Genomic DNA, 21,328 nt, shown 5'->3' on the forward strand with positions numbered 1-21,328 from the left:
AAGCGTCAGCCGGAGCTTATTATGAGCCAAGATCAACCCAGAAAAAAAATTGCCATTATCGGATCCGGTATTTCCGGCCTGACCTGTGCTTATTTATTAAATAAGCAGCATGATGTTCACTTGTTTGAAGCCAATGACTATTTAGGTGGGCATACACAAACCACTCCGGTTGCTGCTGGCGGAAAGACCTACCCGGTTAATACTGGTTTTATTGTCTTTAACGACTGGACCTATCCCAATTTTATTGAGCTGATGAATCAACTGGGAGTCGCCAGTGAAGCCTCGGATATGAGCTTCAGTGTTAAACACCCGACGACCGATATGGAATATAACGGCCACGACTTTAATTCGTTATTCGCTAAGCGCCGTAACCTGTTAAACCCAAAATTCTGGCTGATGCTGCGTGATATTCTGCGTTTTAACAAAGAAACCCGTGCTGAGTTAGCGGCTGATGAAATCAGCCGTGATGAAACGCTGGGCCATTATCTCAACCGTAAAGGCTACGGGGATTACTTCCGCCGTTATTATATTATTCCCATGGGCTCGGCGGTGTGGTCTGCCAGTGAAGAGATGATGATGTCTTTTCCACTGTATTTCTTTATCCGGTTTTTTAATAACCACGGCATGCTGAGTGTTGATGATCGGCCGCAGTGGCGGGTGATCAGTGGTGGCTCACAAACTTATGTAAAGGCGATTCAGGATTTATTGCCTGAAGAAAACGTGTATATCAGTACGCCCGTCACTTCCGTGGTGCGTAATGATCGTGGGGTGATTGTTACTTTTTTAGAAGACAGCACGCCTCAGACTCAGCAGTTTGATGAAGTGATTTTTTCCTGTCATAGCGATCAGGCGCTGGCGATGTTACAAGATGCCACCGCAGACGAACAAAATGTGCTCGGCGCCATTCCCTATCAGATGAACGATGTGGTACTACATACCGATGCTTCGGTATTACCCAAACGTCAGGCTGCCTGGGCGGCATGGAATTATCATATTGATGACGCGGAAGTGTCAGGTAAAAAACGTGATACCGCTGCGGTGACCTATTATATGAACAGGCTTCAGAACTTTGATGACTGTCCGGAACACTTTTGTGTCACTCTGAACAAAACCGACGATATCGACCCACAAAAAATTATTCGTGCGTTCCAATATGCCCACCCGGTTTTCACTATGGAAGGCATGACCGCGCAGCAGCAGCATTCATTGATTAATAATAAACACCACAGCCATTTCTGCGGTGCATATTGGCTGAATGGTTTTCATGAAGATGGAGTAAACAGTGCATTACGGGTGTGTGAATCGTTTGGTATTAATCTGAAAAATCATCAATCAGATAGTACTCTTAATGAAAATGCTAATGTTCGCCAGGAACAGGTGGCCTGATGAATAGCCGAATCTATAAAGGCCAGGTGCGCCATCGCCGCCATACTGAAGTGAAACATCAATTCACCTATCAGGTCTTTATGGTATTACTGGATCTGGATGAAGTTGATGAGTTATTTACTCGCTCACCATTCTGGTCGACCAAACGCTGGGCAGCGGCGCAATTTCGGCGGCGGGATTATTTTGGCGACAGTAAAAATTCCATAGATAGCCCGGTAGATAGAGATAGCCCAATAGATAGAGATAGCGCAGCGGATTTAAAAAACGCCATTATCGAACGGTTTTTTCAGGACACCGGCCTGCGTGCAACGAAGGTGCGTATGCTAACCAATCTGCGCTACTTTGGTTATCTGATTAACCCGGTGACGTTTTATTACTGTTTTGATGATCATGATAACTGGCTGGGTACGCTGGCTGAGATTACCAATACCCCCTGGGATGAGCGCTTTCAATATACCTTGTTAGCTGCTTCGGCCGAGACAAAAGAACCAGCTACTAAATTCAGAAAAATAACGGCTATTGCTGCTGAAAAAATCATGAATCCATCGTCACAGCAACCTAAGTTAGCTTACCGCTTTGAAAAAAGCTTTCATGTATCGCCTTTTAATCCAATGGATATGCAATATCGCTGGATCATGCAATTGCCGGGGAAAGATCTGCTGATTCATATGGATAACCTGACGATAGAAAACGGCCACTATCAGCGAGAGTTTGATGCCACTCTATGGCTATCGGCTGAACCCTTCAGCCGCTCAGCCATGAACAAGGTGTTGTACCAATACCCACTGATGACGTTAAAGGTGTTTGCGGGTATTTACTGGAATGCCCTGAAGCTCTGGCTAAAACGATCTCCATTTTATGATCACCCGGAAAATGACCCGGTTGAGACGTTTAAACAAAAAAATAATCCTGAAACTGACCACTCTGCTCTGAATAACAAGGAGTCTGTGTTATGAAACCATTAGCTTTAAAGTCATCGGCCTTAAAATCATCGTCGCTAGACGATAAAAAAATGCACTGGCTGGACCGCCTGTGTCGCCAGGGGTTATTTAACACACTGGAAAAGCTGCATAGCGGCAGCCTGACCATTATTGAAGGGGAGCAGAGCTTTTATTTTGGTCAGCTCGAACAATCAGACTCCGCAACTCACTCTGTACCACTCTCACCTACAAACCAGCGCTATCATGCCAGCATTACCATTCACGATTATGAGGCGTATCGGAATATTGCTTTATATGGCAGCGTGGGGGCTGGTGAAGCCTATATGACTCATGACTGGAGCAGCCCCGACCTGCCTATGGTGATCCGGGTTCTGGCTTTAAATAAAGACGTGGTTGATCAGATTGATGGTGGGTGGGCCAATGTGGGGAAGGTCGCGTTACAATTTTTCCACCAGCTGAATAAAAATACAGAAAAAGGCTCGAAACGTAATATCGCTGCTCATTATGATTTGGGCAACGAGATGTTCGAATTATTTCTTGACCCGACCATGATGTATTCCAGCGGTATTTTCCCAACGACGGATGCCACAATGGAGCAGGCGTCCATTTATAAACTGGATCGTATTTGCCAGAAACTGGATCTGAATGAACAGGATCATCTCGTTGAGATCGGCACCGGCTGGGGTTCAATGGCCATTCATGCGGCTAAACATTACGGCTGTAAAGTAACAACTACCACCATCTCCGAAGAACAATATGCCTGGGCTCAGGAGAAGGTTCGTGCTGAAGGGCTGGGAGATAAAATTACCCTGCTAAAACAAGACTATCGTTTATTAGCAGATGAACGTGCCGGGCAATTCGATAAGCTGGTTTCGATTGAAATGATTGAAGCTGTGGGTTATCAGTTTTTGAATACCTATATTGAGGCCTGCAGCCGCTTATTAAAAGCCGATGGGGTTGCATTAATTCAGGCCATTACTATTGATGACCAGCGTTACGAACAGGCCAAAACCGAAGTCGATTTTATTAAGCGCTATATTTTCCCGGGCAGTTTTATTCCGTGTGTCACTGCGATTCAGTCAGCCGTGACTCAGGCATCGGATATGAAAATGACACATATGGAAGATATTACGCCACACTATGCGATGACGTTAGCCAAATGGCGTGAACGTTTTCTCGATAATCAGGATGCCATTAAAGCATTGGGTTACGACGACACCTTTATTCGCTTATGGGATTTCTACTTTGCTTATTGCGAAGGTGGTTTTGCCGAACGTGTGATTGGAGATGTGCAGCTGATGTTTGCTAAACCGTTAAACCGCCGCGATACAGTTCTGGGGAAACTCGGGGAGTAAAGCAAACGAGCAGAGGTCTATCTATGTTACCCATTCAACAGACAATAAAAAATAATGACTGGCTGAAAACTGTTATTAATGTGGTGCTGTTTCAGCTCTGCTGGCTAGCCTGTGTCGTTGGTGGCAATCAATGGGCGTTAGCGGCACTGTTGCTACTGGTGGTTATTCACGCCAGCTGGATTGTGGGACAAGACCAACTATTGAGTGAGGTCCGCCTGGTTTTACCATTAATCAGCTTAGGAATTTTATTCGATACCATACTCATGCAGATTGAATGGCTGATATTTCCGCATGATAGCGGTGTAACCATCCCCTTCTGGTTAATGGCGTTATGGCTGGCGTTTGCTTCCACCGTACGTCATTCAATGTCAGGGATATTAAAAAAACCATGGGTTGCTGTGTTATTTGGTGCGTTAGGTGCTCCCTGGAGTTATTACCTGGGGGATCAACTGGGTGCTGTCACCGTAACCACCAATGCCTTAATTGCAATCAGTCTGTTCTGGGGGCTGCTGTTATTGGCGGTGTGTGTGCAATTACAAAAAACGGAGGCTGCTGATGGCTCTTTTTAATCGTTTGCTGATAGCGTTACTTTTTACCGGCAGCTCTGTTATTGCACTTGCTGCACAGAACTTATCAGCGTCCCTGAAATCGTCAGAAATCAGCTATATTGGCGATGCATATTCACTCAATGACCCAAATACTCTGCTCTATCGTGAAGAACATCATTTATTATTACAAGCAGGGAAGCCGCTTCAACGTCAGGTGAATTATTATTCGGCCGAGGGAGAATTAATCGCCAATAAAGAAAACTGGTATCGCACGGCTGCGACTCAACCGGATTTTATTCTGACCGATTTTCGTACGGGTTATCGGGAAGAAGCCAAAATCAAACCAGTGAAAAATCAACCAGTGAAAAATACGAACACTCTTATTTTGATTTTGACGGAAAGCCCAGGGACGGAAAACCAGAAGACAGAAAATCAGAAAACCGAAGAAACTCAACTCAGCGAATTTGATTATGAACTAGTGATTGACGCGGGCTTTGATGATTTTATTCGTAAACACTGGGGTGCGCTGCTGGCGGGTGATGCCATTCCCTTCAGCTTTGCCTCGGTAGCCCGGCAAACCAGCGTTAATTTTGAAGTACAAATCAGGAAAGTGGTTAAACCCGGAGATACCTTATTAAAGCTGGAGATGACGTTACGGTCGTCCTTATTATCCTGGTTGATGTCGCCCATTAAACTGGATTACGATCTGAGTAATAAACGGCTGCTGCGCTATCGGGGCCTGAGCAATCTTCAGGATGATCAGGGTTCAGGCCAGCAAGTAGATATTCGTTATCGCTATTTCGATGAAACCCTATGACGCGTCCTTTTACTTATCCCAGTTTCATCCTGCTGTTGTGTGTATTACCAGCCTCTGTTTATGGACAGAGTGACGAAACCGTTGACTTGGAAACCGTCAGCATTCAGGGCGATCAAACATCCAACGACCGTATCAGTAGCCAAAAGCTGTTAAAAGTACCCGGTGCCGGTAATGACCCACTCAGAGCCATCGAAAGTTTACCGGGCGTGGTGTTTAGCAACGGCAATCGCTCAGAACCGGCAGTACGCGGCTCCTCTCCGGAAGATAACGCCTATATCGTCGATTTTTTACCGGTCGGTTATATTTTTCATCTCGATAGCAGCAGCATTCTCAACGATAACGTGGTCGAAGGTTTTACCTTAGAAGCCGCCGCGTTCGGCAGTGAATATAATAATGCCACCGGTGCCGTGATTGATGCCGACTCACGTTTACCTTATCAGGATCGCGATCAGCTGGTAGTGGATCTCAGCCTATTAAAGGCCGGGATTTTTGTCGAAAATCAGGTCACCGATGATCAGGCTTTTTATTTATCAGCCCGTCAGAGTTTGTTTCAGTATTACATCGAAAATTTTCTCGATGACGAAGACTTTGAATTTACCACGGTACCGGAGTTTTACGATTATCAGGGCAAATACAGTTGGCGTATCAGTGATACTGAAACCGTTAGCGCCCAGATTATCGGCGCCAGAGATAAAGGCGGATTACTGTTCGCCGACGATTCCGATCAGGTGCTACAAGACCCGGGGCTGGAAGGTGGGCTGCGGTTTGAAGCCTTCTTTAACAGTCAGGGGATTGTCTGGGATAAATTTTATGCTTCCGGCCTGAGTCATACCCTGGGCATTTCACAACTGGAAGAGAAATTCGCTTTTGGCATTGGCTTTAATAATCGCATCGACGTCAAAGTGAACTCTTATAATCTGCGTTCACAATTCAGCTGCCCCATTCACCCGCACCATGAACTGCAATGGGGGCTGGAATATGACGAAGCGCATATCGGCTATAAAGGTCGGTTTGATGCTCCACCGTGTGATGAGTTTGAACCGGACTGTCGCATTGTGGATGGTACCGAAACCATCACTGGCTCAGGCAAACCCATTGTCAGAACCTGGTACGCCAATCTGGCGGATGTGTGGTCAGTCACGCCGGCCTGGACTCTGATCCCCGGCGTCTTGGTATCCACCGACGACTACACTGATCAGGATTTTGTTGAGCCTAAACTGAACAGTCGCTGGGAATTCCATCGCAACTGGGCGTTCACTTCCGGCTATGGGCAATACCATATCCTGCCAGACAATTTTGGTTCCTACACACCAGAGTTTGGTAATCCGGAGTTAAAACAACCCACCGCAGATCATTACGAAATCGGGTTGGAACAGTCGCTGTCGGATGATTTTGTGCTGGGTGAGTTGTTCTGGAAAGTCGAGCTGTATTACAAAACCCTGGAAGACATCATTATTGGCCGCCCACCGCAAGATCCACTCTACAGTGACCTGAGCGTCGAGCAATACAATAGCCTGCCGCGTTATACCAACGATGCCAATGGTAAGGCCTGGGGGGCGGAATTGTTTGTTAATAAAAATCTGACCGATCAATGGTACGGCTGGCTGTCGCTGGCGTATTCACGGACCGAGCGCAAGGATCAGCTAACCGGAGAGCGGTTTCGCTACAACTACGATCAACCTGTGGTGGTGAATGCCGTTGCCAATTATCAATATAACCGCGATTGGCAAATTGGTTTTAAGTGGCGCTTTCAGAGTGGCCAGTTGGTTACCCCACTGGAAGGGGCTGTGCAGGATGAAGATAACCCGGCGTTATACAACCCCATCTATGGCAACCTGAATTCCGAACGGTTACCGGCTTACCACAAGCTGGATGTACGCGCCGACCGTACCTTTATCTTCCAACGTTGGGAAATGGATTTTTATGCCGAAATACTGAACCTTTATGGCCGAAGTAATGTCGTAGATTATGAGTATGAGGGAGCGGACTACAGTAATCGCGAGGAAGTCACCGATCTGCCCACCATTGTTTCGTTTGGTATTAAAGCAAGGCTTTGATTTAGCTGATTATTCCACAATTAGTATGTTTAATAATGACAAGCAACATATTTTGGATCAATAATCGACTACACCCTCTAATTGTTCCAAAAACTTTATTTTTATGAAATAAACCCCATACTATGGAAATCATGTTGTGAAGTACAAGCCGGAGACTAAGTTATGCTGATCGGGAAACGCGAAGAGTTCGATCTGAACGAAATGGCTATTTTTGTTCACGTTGTGGAAGCAGGCAGCTTTACTGGTGCTGCCAAAAATCTGGGACTTCCAAAATCGACCGTCAGCCGTAAGATCACCCAGCTTGAAGAGCGTTTGGGCATTCGTTTAATTCAGCGTACGACACGTAGTTTACGTCTGACCGATACCGGCAACGCTTATTACAATCATTGTGCCCGTATCCTTAGTGAGATCGAAGAAGCCAATATTGCTGTTACCCAGATGCAAAGCACCCCGACCGGCACCTTACGGATTACCGCTCCGGTTTTATTCGGCTCGACCGTATTAAGCAGCCTGGTTGCCGACTATATGGAACAACACCCACAAGTCTCGATTGATATGGTGTTATCCGATCAAAAACTCGATCTGGTACAGGAAGGTATCGATATCGCATTCCGCATTGGCCAGCTGGAAGACTCGTCTCTGATTGGCCGTCATCTGGGTGATGTTCATGCCATGTTATGTGCCAGCCCGGAATACCTGAAGCGCCATGGCAGCCCAAACCATCCACAAGACTTAAGTGAACACACGCTGTTATCCACCCCGGAGTGGAACAGCTGGAGCTTGGTTGGCCCGGACGAAAAAGAAACCACTATTCAGGTAAAACCACGGTTACAGGTCAACGATTTTGCCAGCCTGTACACCCTGGCGTTATCCGGAGTGGGCATTGCCCCTCTGCCGATGTTAATTTCTGCTTCAGCCATTCGTGCCACCAATCTGGTACCTGTATTGTGTGACTGGCCGTTTGAAAATAGCCCGATCCACGCGCTATACCCTAGCAATCGTCACTTATCAGCCAAAGTGCGTAGCTTTGTTGATTTTGTGATTGAGAGTGTGCGACCGAACCCACCCTGGGAAGTGGAACTGGGTGAAGCAGGCCGTTGTTTATCACAAACCGAACTGGAAAGTATGCCCCTGCAGTAACACCCTGAGAGCACTAATAATGTGAAAGCACTAACACCGAGTAAGCAACGGAACGACTAAGGAATAGAGCAATGAAACTGATACATCTACTGGCCGCTGCACTACTGATATCCGGCAATAGCCAAGCGCAAGACTCTGGCACAAACCTTGTTCAAAAGCCGCTGAACATTGGTGACCAAAGCCACCGCAGTGAACAACAACGTCAGCGCGATCAGTTTCGTCATCCGGCAGAAACTCTGGCCTTTTTCGAAATTAAACCCAGCGATACCGTGGTCGAAATCTGGCCCGGTGGCGGCTGGTACAGCCAGATTCTGGCTCCTTTATTAAAAGATAATGGCCAATTAATTGCTGCTCACTGGCCAACAGATTCCAAAGTGGGTTACTTCCGCCGTTTACGCAGCGAGTTTGAAAGCAACTTTCTCAGCAAACCTGAGCAATATGGCAATATTCAGATCACTCATCTGGAGCCGCCAAAACACCTGAAAATGGCCGAAGATAGCAGCGCGGATAAAGTACTTACGTTTCGTAATGTGCATAACTGGATGCGTAATCAACAAGAACAAGCAGTCTTTAATGCGGCATTTAAAGCATTAAAAAGTGGCGGTATCCTTGGTGTGGTTGAACACCGGGCTCCCGATTCATTTTCTTACGACAAAATGGTTCAGTCCGGTTATGTCAGTGAAGCCTATGTAAAAGAACTGGCAAAAAAAGCCGGGTTTGAATTGCTGGCAAGCTCAGAAGTAAACGCCAATGCCAAGGACACGAAGAATCACCCTAAAGGTGTTTGGACACTGCCGCCGTCTTTACGATTAGGCGATGTGGATAAAGAGAAGTATCTTGCGATTGGTGAAAGTGATCGTATGACGCTGAAGTTTATTAAGCCTTAATCTTATCAGCTTCGGATATCAAATATGCCGGTCTGCTGTATCGTTAATAAGCGATCAGTCAACAGTCCGGCATATTTTTATGGATTATAGTTTTTAGAATTTTCAGTCGCTGCCAAATAAATCCCGGGTGTAAATTTTCTCGGCAACATCTTCCAGTTCATCCGACATGCGGTTGGCAATAATCACATCGGACTCCTGCTTAAATTTCAGCAGATCACTCTCCACACGAGAACGGAAAAACTCGTCGCCTTCCATCGTTGGTTCATAGATCACAACCTCAATGCCTTTGGCTTTGATGCGCTTCATAATGCCCTGAATAGCCGATGCCCGGAAATTGTCCGAGCCGGATTTCATCACCAGACGATAAACACCCACCACTTTTGGATTACGGGCAATAATTGAGTCCGCAACAAAATCTTTACGGGTGGTATTGGCATCCACAATCGCCCGTACCATATTACTTGGCACCTGCTGGAAGTTAGCCAGCAATTGCTTGGTGTCTTTTGGCAAACAATAGCCGCCATAGCCAAACGATGGGTTGTTGTAGTGATCGCCAATACGAGGATCCAGGCCCACACCTTCAATAATCTGGCGAGTGTTCAGACCATGTACTTCGGCATAACTGTCCAGCTCATTAAAATAAGCAACCCGCATGGCCAGGTAGGTATTGGAAAACAGTTTGACGGCTTCCGCTTCCGTTGAATCCACAAACAGCTGAGCAATATCTTCTTTCTGAGCTCCCTGAGCGAGCAAACCGGCAAACTGACGAGCACGTTCACTGTCTTCGCCAACAATAATCCGCGATGGATACAGGTTATCGTACAGTGCTTTGCCTTCACGCAGGAATTCGGGAGAGAAGATAATATTTTCACTGCCGGTTTCTTGCTGGATTCGCTGGGTAAAACCAACCGGAATCGTTGATTTAATCACCATCACTGCATCTGGATTAGTGGCCATTACATCACGAATCACCGCTTCAACACTGTTTGTATTAAAGTAATTGGTTTCAACATCGTAATCAGTTGGTGTGGCAATAATAACGAAGTCGGCTCCGGCATAAGCAGCATCTTTATCCAGCGTTGCGCTGAATGACAGATCATCACGAGCCAGGAACTCTTCGATTTCTTTATCCACAATCGGAGAGATCCGATCGTTTAATAAGGCAACTTTACGCTCATCAATATCCAGAGCGATCACATCATTGTGTTGGGCTAATAACATCGCGTTGGATAAACCAACATACCCGGTCCCTGCGACGGCAATTTTCATTCTGCTACTCTCTGTTGTCTATGCCTGTGTGTCATAAAAAACAATTTACATGCAACAATGGTCATTACACCTAAATCTGAGCCAAAGATAGCATATTCAGCTGACAGAGATCATCCTTAAAACAGGGCTATTTGCTGTTGGTTGCGGCAATAATTCCTTCAACTTCGGTCATTAACACTTCAAGCAAGGTTGGATTCCCCCGGGTTTCAATATTAAGCCGCAGTAAGGGCTCCGTATTGGAGGCACGAATATTCATTCGCCACTCTGGTAATTCCAGACTTAAGCCATCGGTTGTATCCAGCCTTGGGCTCTGATCGGCAAAATAACGCTGAACCGCTCCAAGTACCGCAGGTACATCAGCAACCCGGTAATTGATTTCGCCGCTGCACGGGAAAGCCTTCATCCGCTCCCCAACCAGCTGAGACAGTGTTTTACCCTGCACACATAAGAGTTCAGCCACCAGTAGCCAGGGAATCATACCGCTGTCGCAGTAGGCAAAATCACGAAAATAATGATGAGCACTCATCTCACCACCATACACGGCATTTTCTGAACGCATTCGCTCTTTGATAAATGCATGGCCAGTTTTACTCTGGATAGCAACACCACCACTACGTTCAACCATGTCAATGGTGTTCCAGGTTAAACGCGGATCATGGATAACTTTTTCACCCGGGTGTTTGCGTAAAAACGCTTCCGACAACAGGCCAACGATGTAATAACCTTCAATAAAATCGCCATTCTCATCAAACAAAAAGCAACGATCAAAATCTCCGTCCCAGGCAATCCCCATATCGGCTTGATGCTGAATGACAGCCTCCGCAGTTGCAGAGCGGTTTTCCGGCAGCAGAGGATTCGGAATACCATGAGGAAATCCAGCATCCGGATTATGATGCACTTTAATAAACTCAAGCGGCACATCGCGCTGATTCAAAGCCTGTTCAATGGCATCAATGCTTGGCCCGGCTGAGCCATTACCTGCATTTACAACCAGTTTGAGTGGCTTTAAATTGCTCGGATCAATGTAACCCAATAAATGCTCAACATAAGCCTCCATCAGACTAAGAGATGTAACAGAACCCTTATCACTGACCTCGTTAAAGTCACCCGATTCTGCCAGGTTTTGAATTTCCTTTAGCCCGGTATCACCACTAATGGGCTGAGCACCACGACGCACCAGCTTCATACCATTAAAATCAATGGGATTATGGCTGGCGGTTACTTCAATACCACCATCAACATCGAGATGGAAGGCGGCGAAATACACCTGCTCAGTACCGGTCATCCCCAGATCAATCACATGGCAACCAGCATCTGTCATACCACGTGCCAGTGCCTGTTTCAGCGTGTCACTGGTTGCACGTACATCACCACCAACCACCACTTTTTTAGCATTAAGAAACTCGGCATAAGCGCGCCCAATCCGGTAGGCGATTTCGGTATTTAATTCGTCACCTAAGCGACCACGAATATCATAGGCCTTAAAGCAAGTGAGTGACTTGAATTGATTGCTTTTGTTTTCATTCATATCAAATGCTTTTATCCACGTTTTGTATTCGTGTCAGACACGACCATATTTATCTTTGAGACGCACAATATCGTCTTCACCGAGATAGCCTCCCGATTGCACTTCAATCATTTCTAAAGGAATAACCCCTGGATTTTCCAGTGCGTGTAACTGACCAATCGGAATATAAGTGGATTCGTTTTCACTGACTAAGTAGGTCTCTTCGCCATTGGTGACGCTGGCAGTGCCGGATACCACAATCCAGTGTTCCGCCCTGTGATGATGCATCTGAACCGATAATTTAGCGCCCGGTTTTACGGTAATACGTTTAACCTGATAACGTTTACCGCTGGCAATGGAGTCATATTTACCCCAGGGGCGGTAGGCTTCGCGATGATTATGATGCTCATCCCGGCCCTGCTGTTTGATCTCAGCAACAATTTCTTTAACATTCTGTACCTTGTCTTTATCCGCAATTAAAACAGCGTCTGGTGTATCAACAATCACAAGATTATCAATTCCGAGCGTGGTCACCAGCCGGTTTTCTGAAAAAATAAAGCTGTTGGTAGTATCTTTTAAGATACTGTGTCGATGAACATCTTTACCCAATAAGGCATTACCGTCATGGCACTTATGGGCAATATCCCATAAAGCTGACCAGCTGCCCACATCGCTCCAGCCCGCATCAAGTGAGGTCACTACAACATGACCTGAAGCAGACAGTGGCTCCATCACCGCATAATCGATCGATTCCTCGGGGCAGCTTGCAAACGCTTTACTATTGATACGGATAAAGTCCAGATCCTGAGTCGTCTCAGTCATGGCCTGCTCACAGCAGCGATAAATATCCGGGCGGTATTCTTTCAGTTCTTCCAGATAACGATCCGCACGGATCATAAACATACCGCTATTCCACAACCATTTATGTGAGCCTTGCTCTGCATTCAGGGCTGTTTCCTCATCAAGATAACGCTGTGCTGTTGCCTGATCAGGTTTTTCAACAAAGGCATTCACGGCCGCTATACCGGGTGTCAGCTGCTCACCAACCTGAATATAGCCATAACCAGTAGCAGCCTCTGTGGGTAAAATTCCTAAGGTTCCGAATTTACCCGCTTCCACCTCGGGTAACAGCCTCAGTACAGACTCCTGAAAAGCATCACTGTCCTGGATCACATGATCAGAAGCCAGAACCAACATCACAGGAGGCTCTTCCGGTCTGACTTTGAGTAACTGAAAAGCGGCTAAAGCGATTGCTGGTGCTGTATTACGGCCCACCGGCTCCAGCAGGATATCGACATCTGCCTCTTGCTGGCGCATTTGTTCGGCCACCAGAAAGCGATGCTCTTCGTTGGTAATTACAATCGGTTGGCCAGCATTCAAACCCTCTAGACGAGCAGCCGTTTGCTGCAGCATGGTCAGATTGTTGCCAAGGGATAGAAATTGTTTGGGAAACGCCGTACGTGACATCGGCCATAAACGCGTGCCGGAGCCACCGGCCATGATAACGGGGATAATCATAAAAAGCCTTGAACTCTTGACCTTCAGTCGGGTTACATTAAATAGCGCTGGCAATTTATGTATTAGATATAAAAATCGTGGCTAGTTCATCAAACTTCGCTAATTTTCTGATCCTCAACCGGCATACTTTCCAGCAGCTGGTGCAAAACTGCGGCATCTATATGACCATCACTGAAGACCTGATTCACCCGGTTAAAGAAGGCTTTTACGTTACGATCCAGCTTCATCCCCTCATTAAAGGTTTTGTTGGTATCAAGAATGCCGGTTTCCATAATTTTCTGTATTTCTTGTTCCTGATTTTCATCCAGACCTAAAAAGTGCACGCTGTTTTCCATGCCTTCGGCCATGGTTTCAACAACGTCGGCAATTTTGCGCATCACTTCCTGATAAGAATGATCCACATGGCCCATCAGTGCATTCATCTGCGTGGTCATTTGTTTGACCAGTGTGCCCTCTAACTCAAGGTTTTTCTGATTATCCAGCGCCGCCATTCTGGCATGTGTGCCCTGTAATAATGAGAAGACATTATCTTTGATGGCACCATATTTATTCGGATCATCCACTGGCATATTTTTAACTAACAAGGAGACATTTTCATAATTCATGATGGAGCGATGACCAAAATCCACATAGCGGCCCTGCTCTTTACATTCATCCAGCAGAACCGACTCCATGGCTTTGGCCATGCCGTTCGCTTCCATGTTTTTTACACCGTGCTCACTGCGCATTTGTAAACTACAGCTCAAGCCATAACTCTGCAGTGCTTTAAACAAACGCATACCCAGTTCATCAAGATTGCTACACGTATTGGCATCCAATAAAAACTGAATATTCACCCCCAGATCGGAGGTTCCGGACATTGCGATAAACGCCATTTCATTAGCTTGTTGCAGCTGCGTTTTTAGCTGTGCGTTCGCCAGCTGATTAAAGATCACCCGCTCAACCCGGGCTTTTAATTCCCAAATAGAGTCACGGCAGATAAAGTCATCGAAGCCAGCATCCAACGCATCCATTCGATCGGTTAATTCGCCCCGATCCGCCAAAACAATCACCGGGCAATCCAGATAAGTACTTTGCTGTTTCAACGCCTGACAATGCTGTATCGCATGACTCATCCCCATGCTGGCAGCATTAATGATCACCACATGAAATTCCTGTGGATCTGGCGGAAGATCCTCTAAGCCATCAATACGAAACAGTGCATAGGCAGAACCAATTTGCTGCTCAATTTGCTGGCAATCCGTCATTCCGATCAACAGTACCTGATAAGCCATTCGTGACCTCTTAATAACTGATTAGTTATTATATTTAGTCAACTCCAACGGGCTTTGCCAACCCAGACAGCGATTCTGATCTTTTTTAAATTAACTGCTATCAACAGGCTTTTTTATATTTGCAGGAGTTATAAAAAAGAGTGATAGAAGGCCCATCAGATGAGCAGTAGTTCTTTTGCCCGATGCAAAGCCTGAGTTCGGCTTTTAGCACCCAGCTTAACGTTAATTTTGCGGGCGTGGGTCTTTACCGTATGTAACGAAATAAACAACAGATCGGCAATTTCCTGATTCGATAAGCCCTGATCAATTTTGCGCAGCACTTCCAGTTCCCGCTCGCTGAGCGCAGTAAATTCAGCCATCGCATTGCCCCCACTTCCTGCCGGAGCGAGAGTGGGTGTATCACTGGCCAGTAAATTCGGAATCCAGTGGTGGAAGTCCATTCGTACCCCTTCGCGATCAAGAATCTGCTGCAACTGGCGCAATTGAGCTTCTCCTTCCTGCGGTTTTTCTGAGCGCAAAGCCGCAGCACGAAACATCATCACTACAATCGACATCAGATTCTGATTGGTAGTACGCAACCATTGGTCAGCCTCGCTGATACATTGCTGCGGACGATTCGCTTTTAAATGCAGACGCAACCGGGTTGCCACAATAAAGCCGGGTAACATCGGGAACATTTCTGGCCGTAGCTGCGCACTATTGGGATGCAGGTTGGTAAATTCATCCAAATGGCGTTGAGCTCTGGCCAGCTTACCCTGAGAAATCCAGACGTTAGCTTTAATCACATCCAGCCATTGATAATTGCTGACGCCTACCTGCCAACGTTGCATCAGGCGCTCGGCCTGATCCAATAACTCCAATGCCTGATCAAAATGGCTCATTTCGGCTTTGGCCATCGCCAGAAAACCATAGCCATAACACACGGCACTGTCATGGCAACGGGTACTGGCAGCAATCGCCTGCTGCATCATATCCACCAGTTCAGCGCGGTTATTGCCTAATAACCAGTTCAGAAACGCTTTATACGACAATAATCGTCCGAGTGAGATGCCGTTATTATGATTGTCGGTTAATAACGTCAGTCCCTGATCCACCACATCCAGACTGCATTGAATATGACCACGGTTTAACTCGATTCGACCATAATCAAACAACACCTGAGCTTCCAGCACCGGCACCTGATACTGGCGCGATAAATCCTGAGCAAAGCGGTTCCAGATGCGGGCACCATCGATATCGTTATTCACTAAACACGACAAAGATAAAGTGGTACTCATCAGAATACGGACGGTAAAACGCTCTGGTGGCAGGTGCTCCAGAGCAAATTTACACTGCTCTTCGGCGTATTTCAGATTGCCATCCAAGCGCGCCAGATAACCCCGCAACGCCGCACAATCGTAATCAGGCAAGGCATGATCCGCTATCAGCTCGTCCATTAACGGCAATGCCTTGTCACGCTGCTGAGTAAATAGCCAGGTCCAGGCGGCCACCAGCATCAGTCGTGACGAACGCCGTAATAGCGTATCGCCGACCCCTTCCAGCCACTCCAGCATGGCGGCAATATCCATGTCGCCAATAAAATATTCCGCCTGCTCTTCAACCCAGGGAATAACCTGCTCCGATAAACCGGCTTCTTTGGCGTGGTATAACGCCGCGATCCGTTCGTTGCTATCTTTTAATAAATCGTACGCCTGGCTGTTGAGGCGCTGGCGCTGTTGTGGTGCTAAACGCTGGCGTAATAAATCGGCCATTACCGGGTGTAACCGATACCAGCCGGGTTTGCCATGAACCGCTTCGATAAAAAGATTTTGCGCCAGTGCCTGCTGCAACAAGGCATGGGTATCCAGTTCAGCGAGGCAATATTGCAACAGGCTTTCGTTAAACTGACCCAATACCGCTGCCTGCTGAATAAACTGCTGCAACTCCGGTGTCAGAGCATGCAGTGTTTCGCCCTGCAAATAATCACTCATTTCCAACTGCGCCAGCAACGCCGGTGGTTCAGCCGGTTTGCCCAATGCCCGATAACAAGCCAGCCATAAACTGAGCCCCGCCGGCCAGCCTTGCAGCCGAGTATTGATTGACGGCACCAACCGGCCAGCCTGATCAATGCCATTGTGCATCAGAAAGCGTTGCACCTGATCATCACTAAAGGTCAGTTGTTGGCTATTGAGCCAGGCAATATTCTGCTGCAGACGGACACGCCCGGATAATGATGGTAAATAACGACCCGCTAACAATAGTTTTACATTCTCCGGACGCTCAGATAACAAGCGTCCTAACAAACCTTGTACAGCGTCATTTTGTAGCAGGTGGATATCATCCAGACAGATAAGTAATGGCCGGTTTAACCGGGCTAATTCTTCCAGCCACAATAATAACGTCTGATCAGCATCGGCACTGTGTTGGCTCAACGACATTTGCCAGTGTGACAGGGCCAGACTGGCAATCCCGGAAATCTGTGATTCACACACTTCCAACAAGTGCTGAATAAAATCGTCTGCGGATGCATCGCGATCATCACAGCGAAACCAGGCAACATCGACCTGCTGCTCACAGTGCCCGGCCATTAAGTACTCAGCCATTAATAAGGTTTTGCCATAACCAGCGGCGCAATTCAGCCAGACAATGTCTTGTTGCTGGAATGCCTGCTCAATTAAAAAAGAGCGCGATAAGAAATGAGCAGCAAATACCGGGCGTTTTCCCTTATTCTGAATCAGTGCTCGCCGGGCACGCTGTTGCAGCTCTTTTTGCTGCTCTTTCAACTGTTCTTGCTGCAGATCCTTTGGAATCGACTGGTCACTCTGGGATAGATCCATGGTCGTTATGCTAAACCTGTTTTAATTTTTTTAATATCACCACCATAACCGCCACCACCTGGGGTATGAACACAGAATACATCACCGGCTTGTAGTTCAACATCGGCACAACCGGCGAGTCTCTCCAATTTGCCAGCATGACGCTTCACAAAGTTAAAACCTACCTGCCCCTGGCCGCCACCGTGTAAACCAAACGTCGGCTGCTGGCGATGACCACTAATCATATTGGCCCGCATCGGTTTTAAAAAGCGAATATGGCGCTCAACACCCTGCCCCCCCGGATATTGCCCTTCACCACCAGACAAAGCCCGCAAATGAAAATGCTCTAACATCACCGGAAAGCGCTGCTCCAGAATTTCCGGATCGGTTAACCGTGAATTGGTCATATGACTGTGCACACCGCTGGCACCGGCACCTTGTTGGCTGGCACCCACACCACCACATAAGGTTTCATAATACTGATGCGTGTCATCACCAAAAGTGAAATTATTATTGGTGCCCTGACAACCCGCCATCAAACCCAGCGCGCCCATCAGACAATCGGTGAGGTACTGCGCGGTTTCCACATTCCCCGATACCACCGCTGCTGGATAAACCGGTGCAATAATGGATTGTGGTGGCACTTTAATGGTTAACGGTTTAAAGAATCCGGCATTTAACGGCATGGCTTTATTCACCAAGGCGCGGAAGCTGTACAACACCGCGGCATACACCACAGAGGTGGGTGCATTAAAATTGCCCGGATGCATTAACTGATCAGCACGGTAACCCGTTCCGGTAAAGTCAATCACCGCTGTTTTAGCTGCCTGGTCTACAGCAATGTTTACCTGAAACTGAGTGCCATCATCCATCCGATAAGTAAATTCGCCCCCCGGTAATTTGCTTAAACAAGCGCGCAGGGTTTGTTCCGCATTATCCTGGACATATTGCATATACGCTGCAACCGTGGGTAATCCGTATTCATCACACACCCGTTGTAATTCACTGGCACCTTTTTCACACGCCGCTAACTGAGCGGTTAAATCAGCAATATTCTGCTGTGGATTACGCGCCGGGTATTTTGTTTGGGTTAAGACATCAATAATGGCTTGTGTCTGAAATTCACCCTGACGCATTAACACCAGATTATCGAGCAATACCCCTTCCTGCTCGATATGGGTACTGTTCGCTGGCATTGAACCCGGTGTAATGCCACCAATATCGGCATGATGACCCCGGGCGGCGACATAAAAATCCGGTTTTTCGTTTATCGAGTTCTGCTGAATAAATACTGGTTTCACCACAGTGACATCGGGCAAATGTGTGCCACCGTTATACGGCGTATTTAATACAAAGGCATCGCCGGGTTGCATATCCGGGTGGTCGTTAATCACCACTTTAATGCTTTCACTCATGGAGCCTAAGTGCACCGGAATATGTGGTGCGTTGGCCACCAACTCGCCCTGCTGATCAAAAATGGCGCAGGAAAAATCAAGCCGTTCTTTAATGTTCACACTGGAAGCGGTTTTTTCCAGCACAAAGCCCATCTGCTCAGCCGCTGACATAAAAATATTATTAAATATTTCCAACCGAACCGGATCGTTTTTAACAGAGTCGTTTTTAATGCTTTCAGACTCTGACGTCAGCGCACTTTTTGGCAAAGATTTTTTAGAATCTTTTTTAATGACTAACGCGCCGCTGTTTAATACTTCCAGCTGCCAGTCTGGTTCAATCACAATGGTGCTGTTGGCATCGGTTAATAATGCCGGGCCAGCCAGAGTAAAACCCGCTGGTAATTGGTCACGAGCGTACACGTTAACCTGATGGGTTTTACCAGCAGAAAATAATTCGCCAGTTTCTGTACACTCAGGATAAATGTCAGGCAGCGTTAATGCCTCTGGTTGATAACCACCGGATACCACTTCCAGTTGTACCGCATCGAGTAATAACTCTTTATCCTGATAAATAAAACCAAATAATTGCTGGTGCTGTTGTTCAAACTCCGCACGCATGGTGGATGCATCAGAAAATGCTACCAATAAATGGGTATCCGATCCGATATAACGACAATAAGCTCGACGTTGCTGTATGGTTCCGCACAGTGCAGTTCCGGATAGCAGTAATTCACTTTGTTGCGATAATTGCTTAAATGCCTGCTCAGCGATTTCTAATGCGGTATTGTCTTCCAGCGACTTTTCCACCGCCTCTTCACCTAACCAACGCTGCTCTGCCAGACCAATACCGTAGGCTGATAACACCCCAGCCAGCGGATGCAGATACACCTGTTCCATGCCTAACGCATCGGCTACTAAACAGGCATGTTGCGCACCGGCACCACCAAAGGCATTAAGTGCGTAATTCTGAATATCATAACCGCGTTGCACCGATATTTTTTTTACCGCATTGGCCATGTTATCCACGGCAATGGTTAAAAACCCTTCGGCGATTTGTTGTGGTGATAATGTCTCACCACTAAACGATTCACCACTAAACGACTCACAATTAAAGGCTTTAATTTCTTGTGCTAATTGTTGAAATTTTTGTTCAACAATGTGTTTATCCAGCGGCTCGTTTTGTTGTGCACCAAACACATGAGGAAAATGTTGCGGCTGAATTTTTCCAAGTAAAACATTGCAGTCGGTGACGGTTAATGGCCCACCATTGCGATAACAAGCAGGTCCGGGGAAGGCACCGGCTGATTCTGGCCCAACCTGAAAACGCCCGTCTTCGAATTTCACAATTGAGCCACCACCGGCGGCTACCGTATGAATATTCATCATTGGCACCCGCAAGCGGATACCGGTTACTTGTGTTTCGGTTTCACGCTCCAGTTCACCTGCATAATGACTGACATCAGTGGAGGTGCCGCCCATATCAAAACCAATAATCTGGTTAAAGCCATCTTGCTCAGCGGTGCGTACCATACCCACCACACCACCGGCCGGGCCGGATAACACTGCATCTTTACCATGAAAAACATCAGCATCGGTTAAACCACCATTGGATTGCATAAATTGCAGCTCGGTTGGTTTACCGTCTGCGGAAACCGGCAGTCCATTTTTTACCTGTTGCACATAACGCTTTAACACCGGCGATAAATAGGCATCCGCCACCGTGGTATCACCACGCGGCACCAATTTAATCAGTGGGCTGACCTGATGCGATAACGAAATCTGGGTAAAGCCCATGTCGCGGGCAATGTCGGCGACCATCTGCTCATGCTGTGGATATTTATAGGCATGCATAAACACCACTGCCAGCGAGGTGAAACCCTGCTCACGGGCTTCACGCAGAATAATCTGCACCCCTTCTTCGTCCAATGGCATATCCACCGTGCCATCGGCCAACACCCGCTCCGGTGCCTCATATACACAACGATAAAGCAGCTCTGGCTGATCGATATAAATGGCAAAAATATCCGGCCGGGTCTGATAACCAATTTCCAGCTGATCGCGCAGGCCGTGGCTGATTAACAAACAGGTGTCTTCACCTTTACGCTCCAACAAGGCATTGGTTGCCACCGTGGTGCCCATTTTTACCGATTCTATCTGGCCACTACCGTCTTCGGGAAATTGAGGAAATTCAGCACGAATACGACGAATCCCTTCAACAGCGGCATCCTGATAATGCTGTGGATTTTCGGATAACAGCTTACGGCTTAATAATTCACCATCCGGGCGGCGGGCCACAATATCGGTAAAGGTACCGCCACGATCAACCCAGAATTGCCAGAGAGAGTGTCTGTTATCAGCCATGAAGAACGCCTGTGATCCGCAAAAAAGAAAACGCGGGCATTCTAACAGAATAAAAAAAAGGCCCTGAACCTTTATGGAA

At 47.0% G+C, this 21,328-nt stretch carries 14 protein-coding genes; 8 read left to right on the forward strand and 6 right to left on the reverse strand.

The features are described 5' to 3' along the window. Positions 1-21: 21 nt before the first annotated feature. The 8 genes from ACO05E_RS04225 to ACO05E_RS04260 all read left to right on the forward strand — a co-directional run bounded on the left by ACO05E_RS04225 (position 22) and on the right by ACO05E_RS04260 (position 9,131). Complete coding sequence (locus tag ACO05E_RS04225; protein ID WP_419811741.1) at positions 22-1,386, forward strand: NAD(P)/FAD-dependent oxidoreductase; 1,365 nt, start codon at positions 22-24, stop codon at positions 1,384-1,386. Beyond that, on the forward strand, positions 1,386-2,342 hold the full coding sequence (locus ACO05E_RS04230; protein ID WP_419811742.1) for a DUF1365 domain-containing protein: 957 nt from the start codon (positions 1,386-1,388) through the stop codon (positions 2,340-2,342). Before ACO05E_RS04225 ends, ACO05E_RS04230 begins: the two co-directional genes overlap by 1 nt. Beyond that, a complete protein-coding gene (locus tag ACO05E_RS04235) occupies positions 2,339-3,682 on the forward strand; it encodes a class I SAM-dependent methyltransferase (RefSeq protein ID WP_419811743.1) in 1,344 nt (447 codons plus the stop codon). Before ACO05E_RS04230 ends, ACO05E_RS04235 begins: the two co-directional genes overlap by 4 nt. 23 nt (positions 3,683-3,705) lie before the next feature. After that, positions 3,706-4,251: a DUF2878 domain-containing protein gene (locus tag ACO05E_RS04240; protein WP_419811744.1), complete on the forward strand. Its 546-nt coding sequence runs from the start codon at positions 3,706-3,708 to the stop codon at positions 4,249-4,251. Beyond that, positions 4,238-5,047 (forward strand): hypothetical protein, encoded by an 810-nt coding sequence (locus ACO05E_RS04245; RefSeq protein WP_419811745.1) that lies wholly within the window; start codon positions 4,238-4,240, stop codon positions 5,045-5,047. Before ACO05E_RS04240 ends, ACO05E_RS04245 begins: the two co-directional genes overlap by 14 nt. Further along, positions 5,044-7,104, forward strand: a complete 2,061-nt coding sequence (locus tag ACO05E_RS04250; RefSeq protein WP_419811746.1) for a TonB-dependent receptor plug domain-containing protein — start codon at positions 5,044-5,046, stop codon at positions 7,102-7,104. The genes ACO05E_RS04245 and ACO05E_RS04250 overlap by 4 nt, the downstream gene beginning before the upstream one ends. Positions 7,105-7,266: 162 nt before the next feature. Continuing rightward, the gene (locus ACO05E_RS04255) at positions 7,267-8,244 is read left to right on the forward strand and encodes a LysR substrate-binding domain-containing protein (protein ID WP_419811747.1); all 978 of its coding nucleotides are present in this window, start codon (positions 7,267-7,269) and stop codon (positions 8,242-8,244) included. A 71-nt stretch (positions 8,245-8,315) separates the two neighbouring features. After that, positions 8,316-9,131 (forward strand): class I SAM-dependent methyltransferase, encoded by an 816-nt coding sequence (locus ACO05E_RS04260; protein WP_419811748.1) that lies wholly within the window; start codon positions 8,316-8,318, stop codon positions 9,129-9,131. A 102-nt stretch (positions 9,132-9,233) separates the two neighbouring features. On the opposite strand, the gene ACO05E_RS04265 is transcribed toward ACO05E_RS04260, so the two are convergent. The 6 genes from ACO05E_RS04265 to ACO05E_RS04290 form a co-directional block, all read right to left on the reverse strand. After that, positions 9,234-10,400 carry a nucleotide sugar dehydrogenase gene (locus ACO05E_RS04265; protein ID WP_419811749.1) on the reverse strand — a complete coding sequence of 389 codons (1,167 nt, stop codon included), beginning with the start codon at positions 10,398-10,400 and terminating at the stop codon, positions 9,234-9,236. A gap of 127 nt (positions 10,401-10,527) precedes the next feature. Continuing rightward, positions 10,528-11,928, reverse strand: coding sequence for a phosphomannomutase CpsG (locus ACO05E_RS04270; protein ID WP_419811750.1), 1,401 nt, complete (start codon positions 11,926-11,928; stop codon positions 10,528-10,530). Between the two features lie 33 nt (positions 11,929-11,961). Beyond that, positions 11,962-13,425 (reverse strand): mannose-1-phosphate guanylyltransferase/mannose-6-phosphate isomerase, encoded by a 1,464-nt coding sequence (locus ACO05E_RS04275; protein WP_419811751.1) that lies wholly within the window; start codon positions 13,423-13,425, stop codon positions 11,962-11,964. Positions 13,426-13,514: 89 nt separating this feature from the next. Next, positions 13,515-14,699, reverse strand: coding sequence for a response regulator (locus tag ACO05E_RS04280; protein WP_419811752.1), 1,185 nt, complete (start codon positions 14,697-14,699; stop codon positions 13,515-13,517). Positions 14,700-14,854: 155 nt separating this feature from the next. Next, positions 14,855-17,515: a LuxR C-terminal-related transcriptional regulator gene (locus ACO05E_RS04285; RefSeq protein WP_419811753.1), complete on the reverse strand. Its 2,661-nt coding sequence runs from the start codon at positions 17,513-17,515 to the stop codon at positions 14,855-14,857. Positions 17,516-17,520: 5 nt separating this feature from the next. Further along, the gene (locus ACO05E_RS04290; RefSeq protein ID WP_419811754.1) at positions 17,521-21,249 is read right to left on the reverse strand and encodes a hydantoinase B/oxoprolinase family protein; all 3,729 of its coding nucleotides are present in this window, start codon (positions 21,247-21,249) and stop codon (positions 17,521-17,523) included. Positions 21,250-21,328: the final 79 nt, after the last annotated feature.

Source organism: Bacterioplanoides sp. (genome assembly GCF_965226395.1).
In the GTDB taxonomy this organism is placed as follows: domain Bacteria; phylum Pseudomonadota; class Gammaproteobacteria; order Pseudomonadales; family Oceanobacteraceae; genus Bacterioplanoides.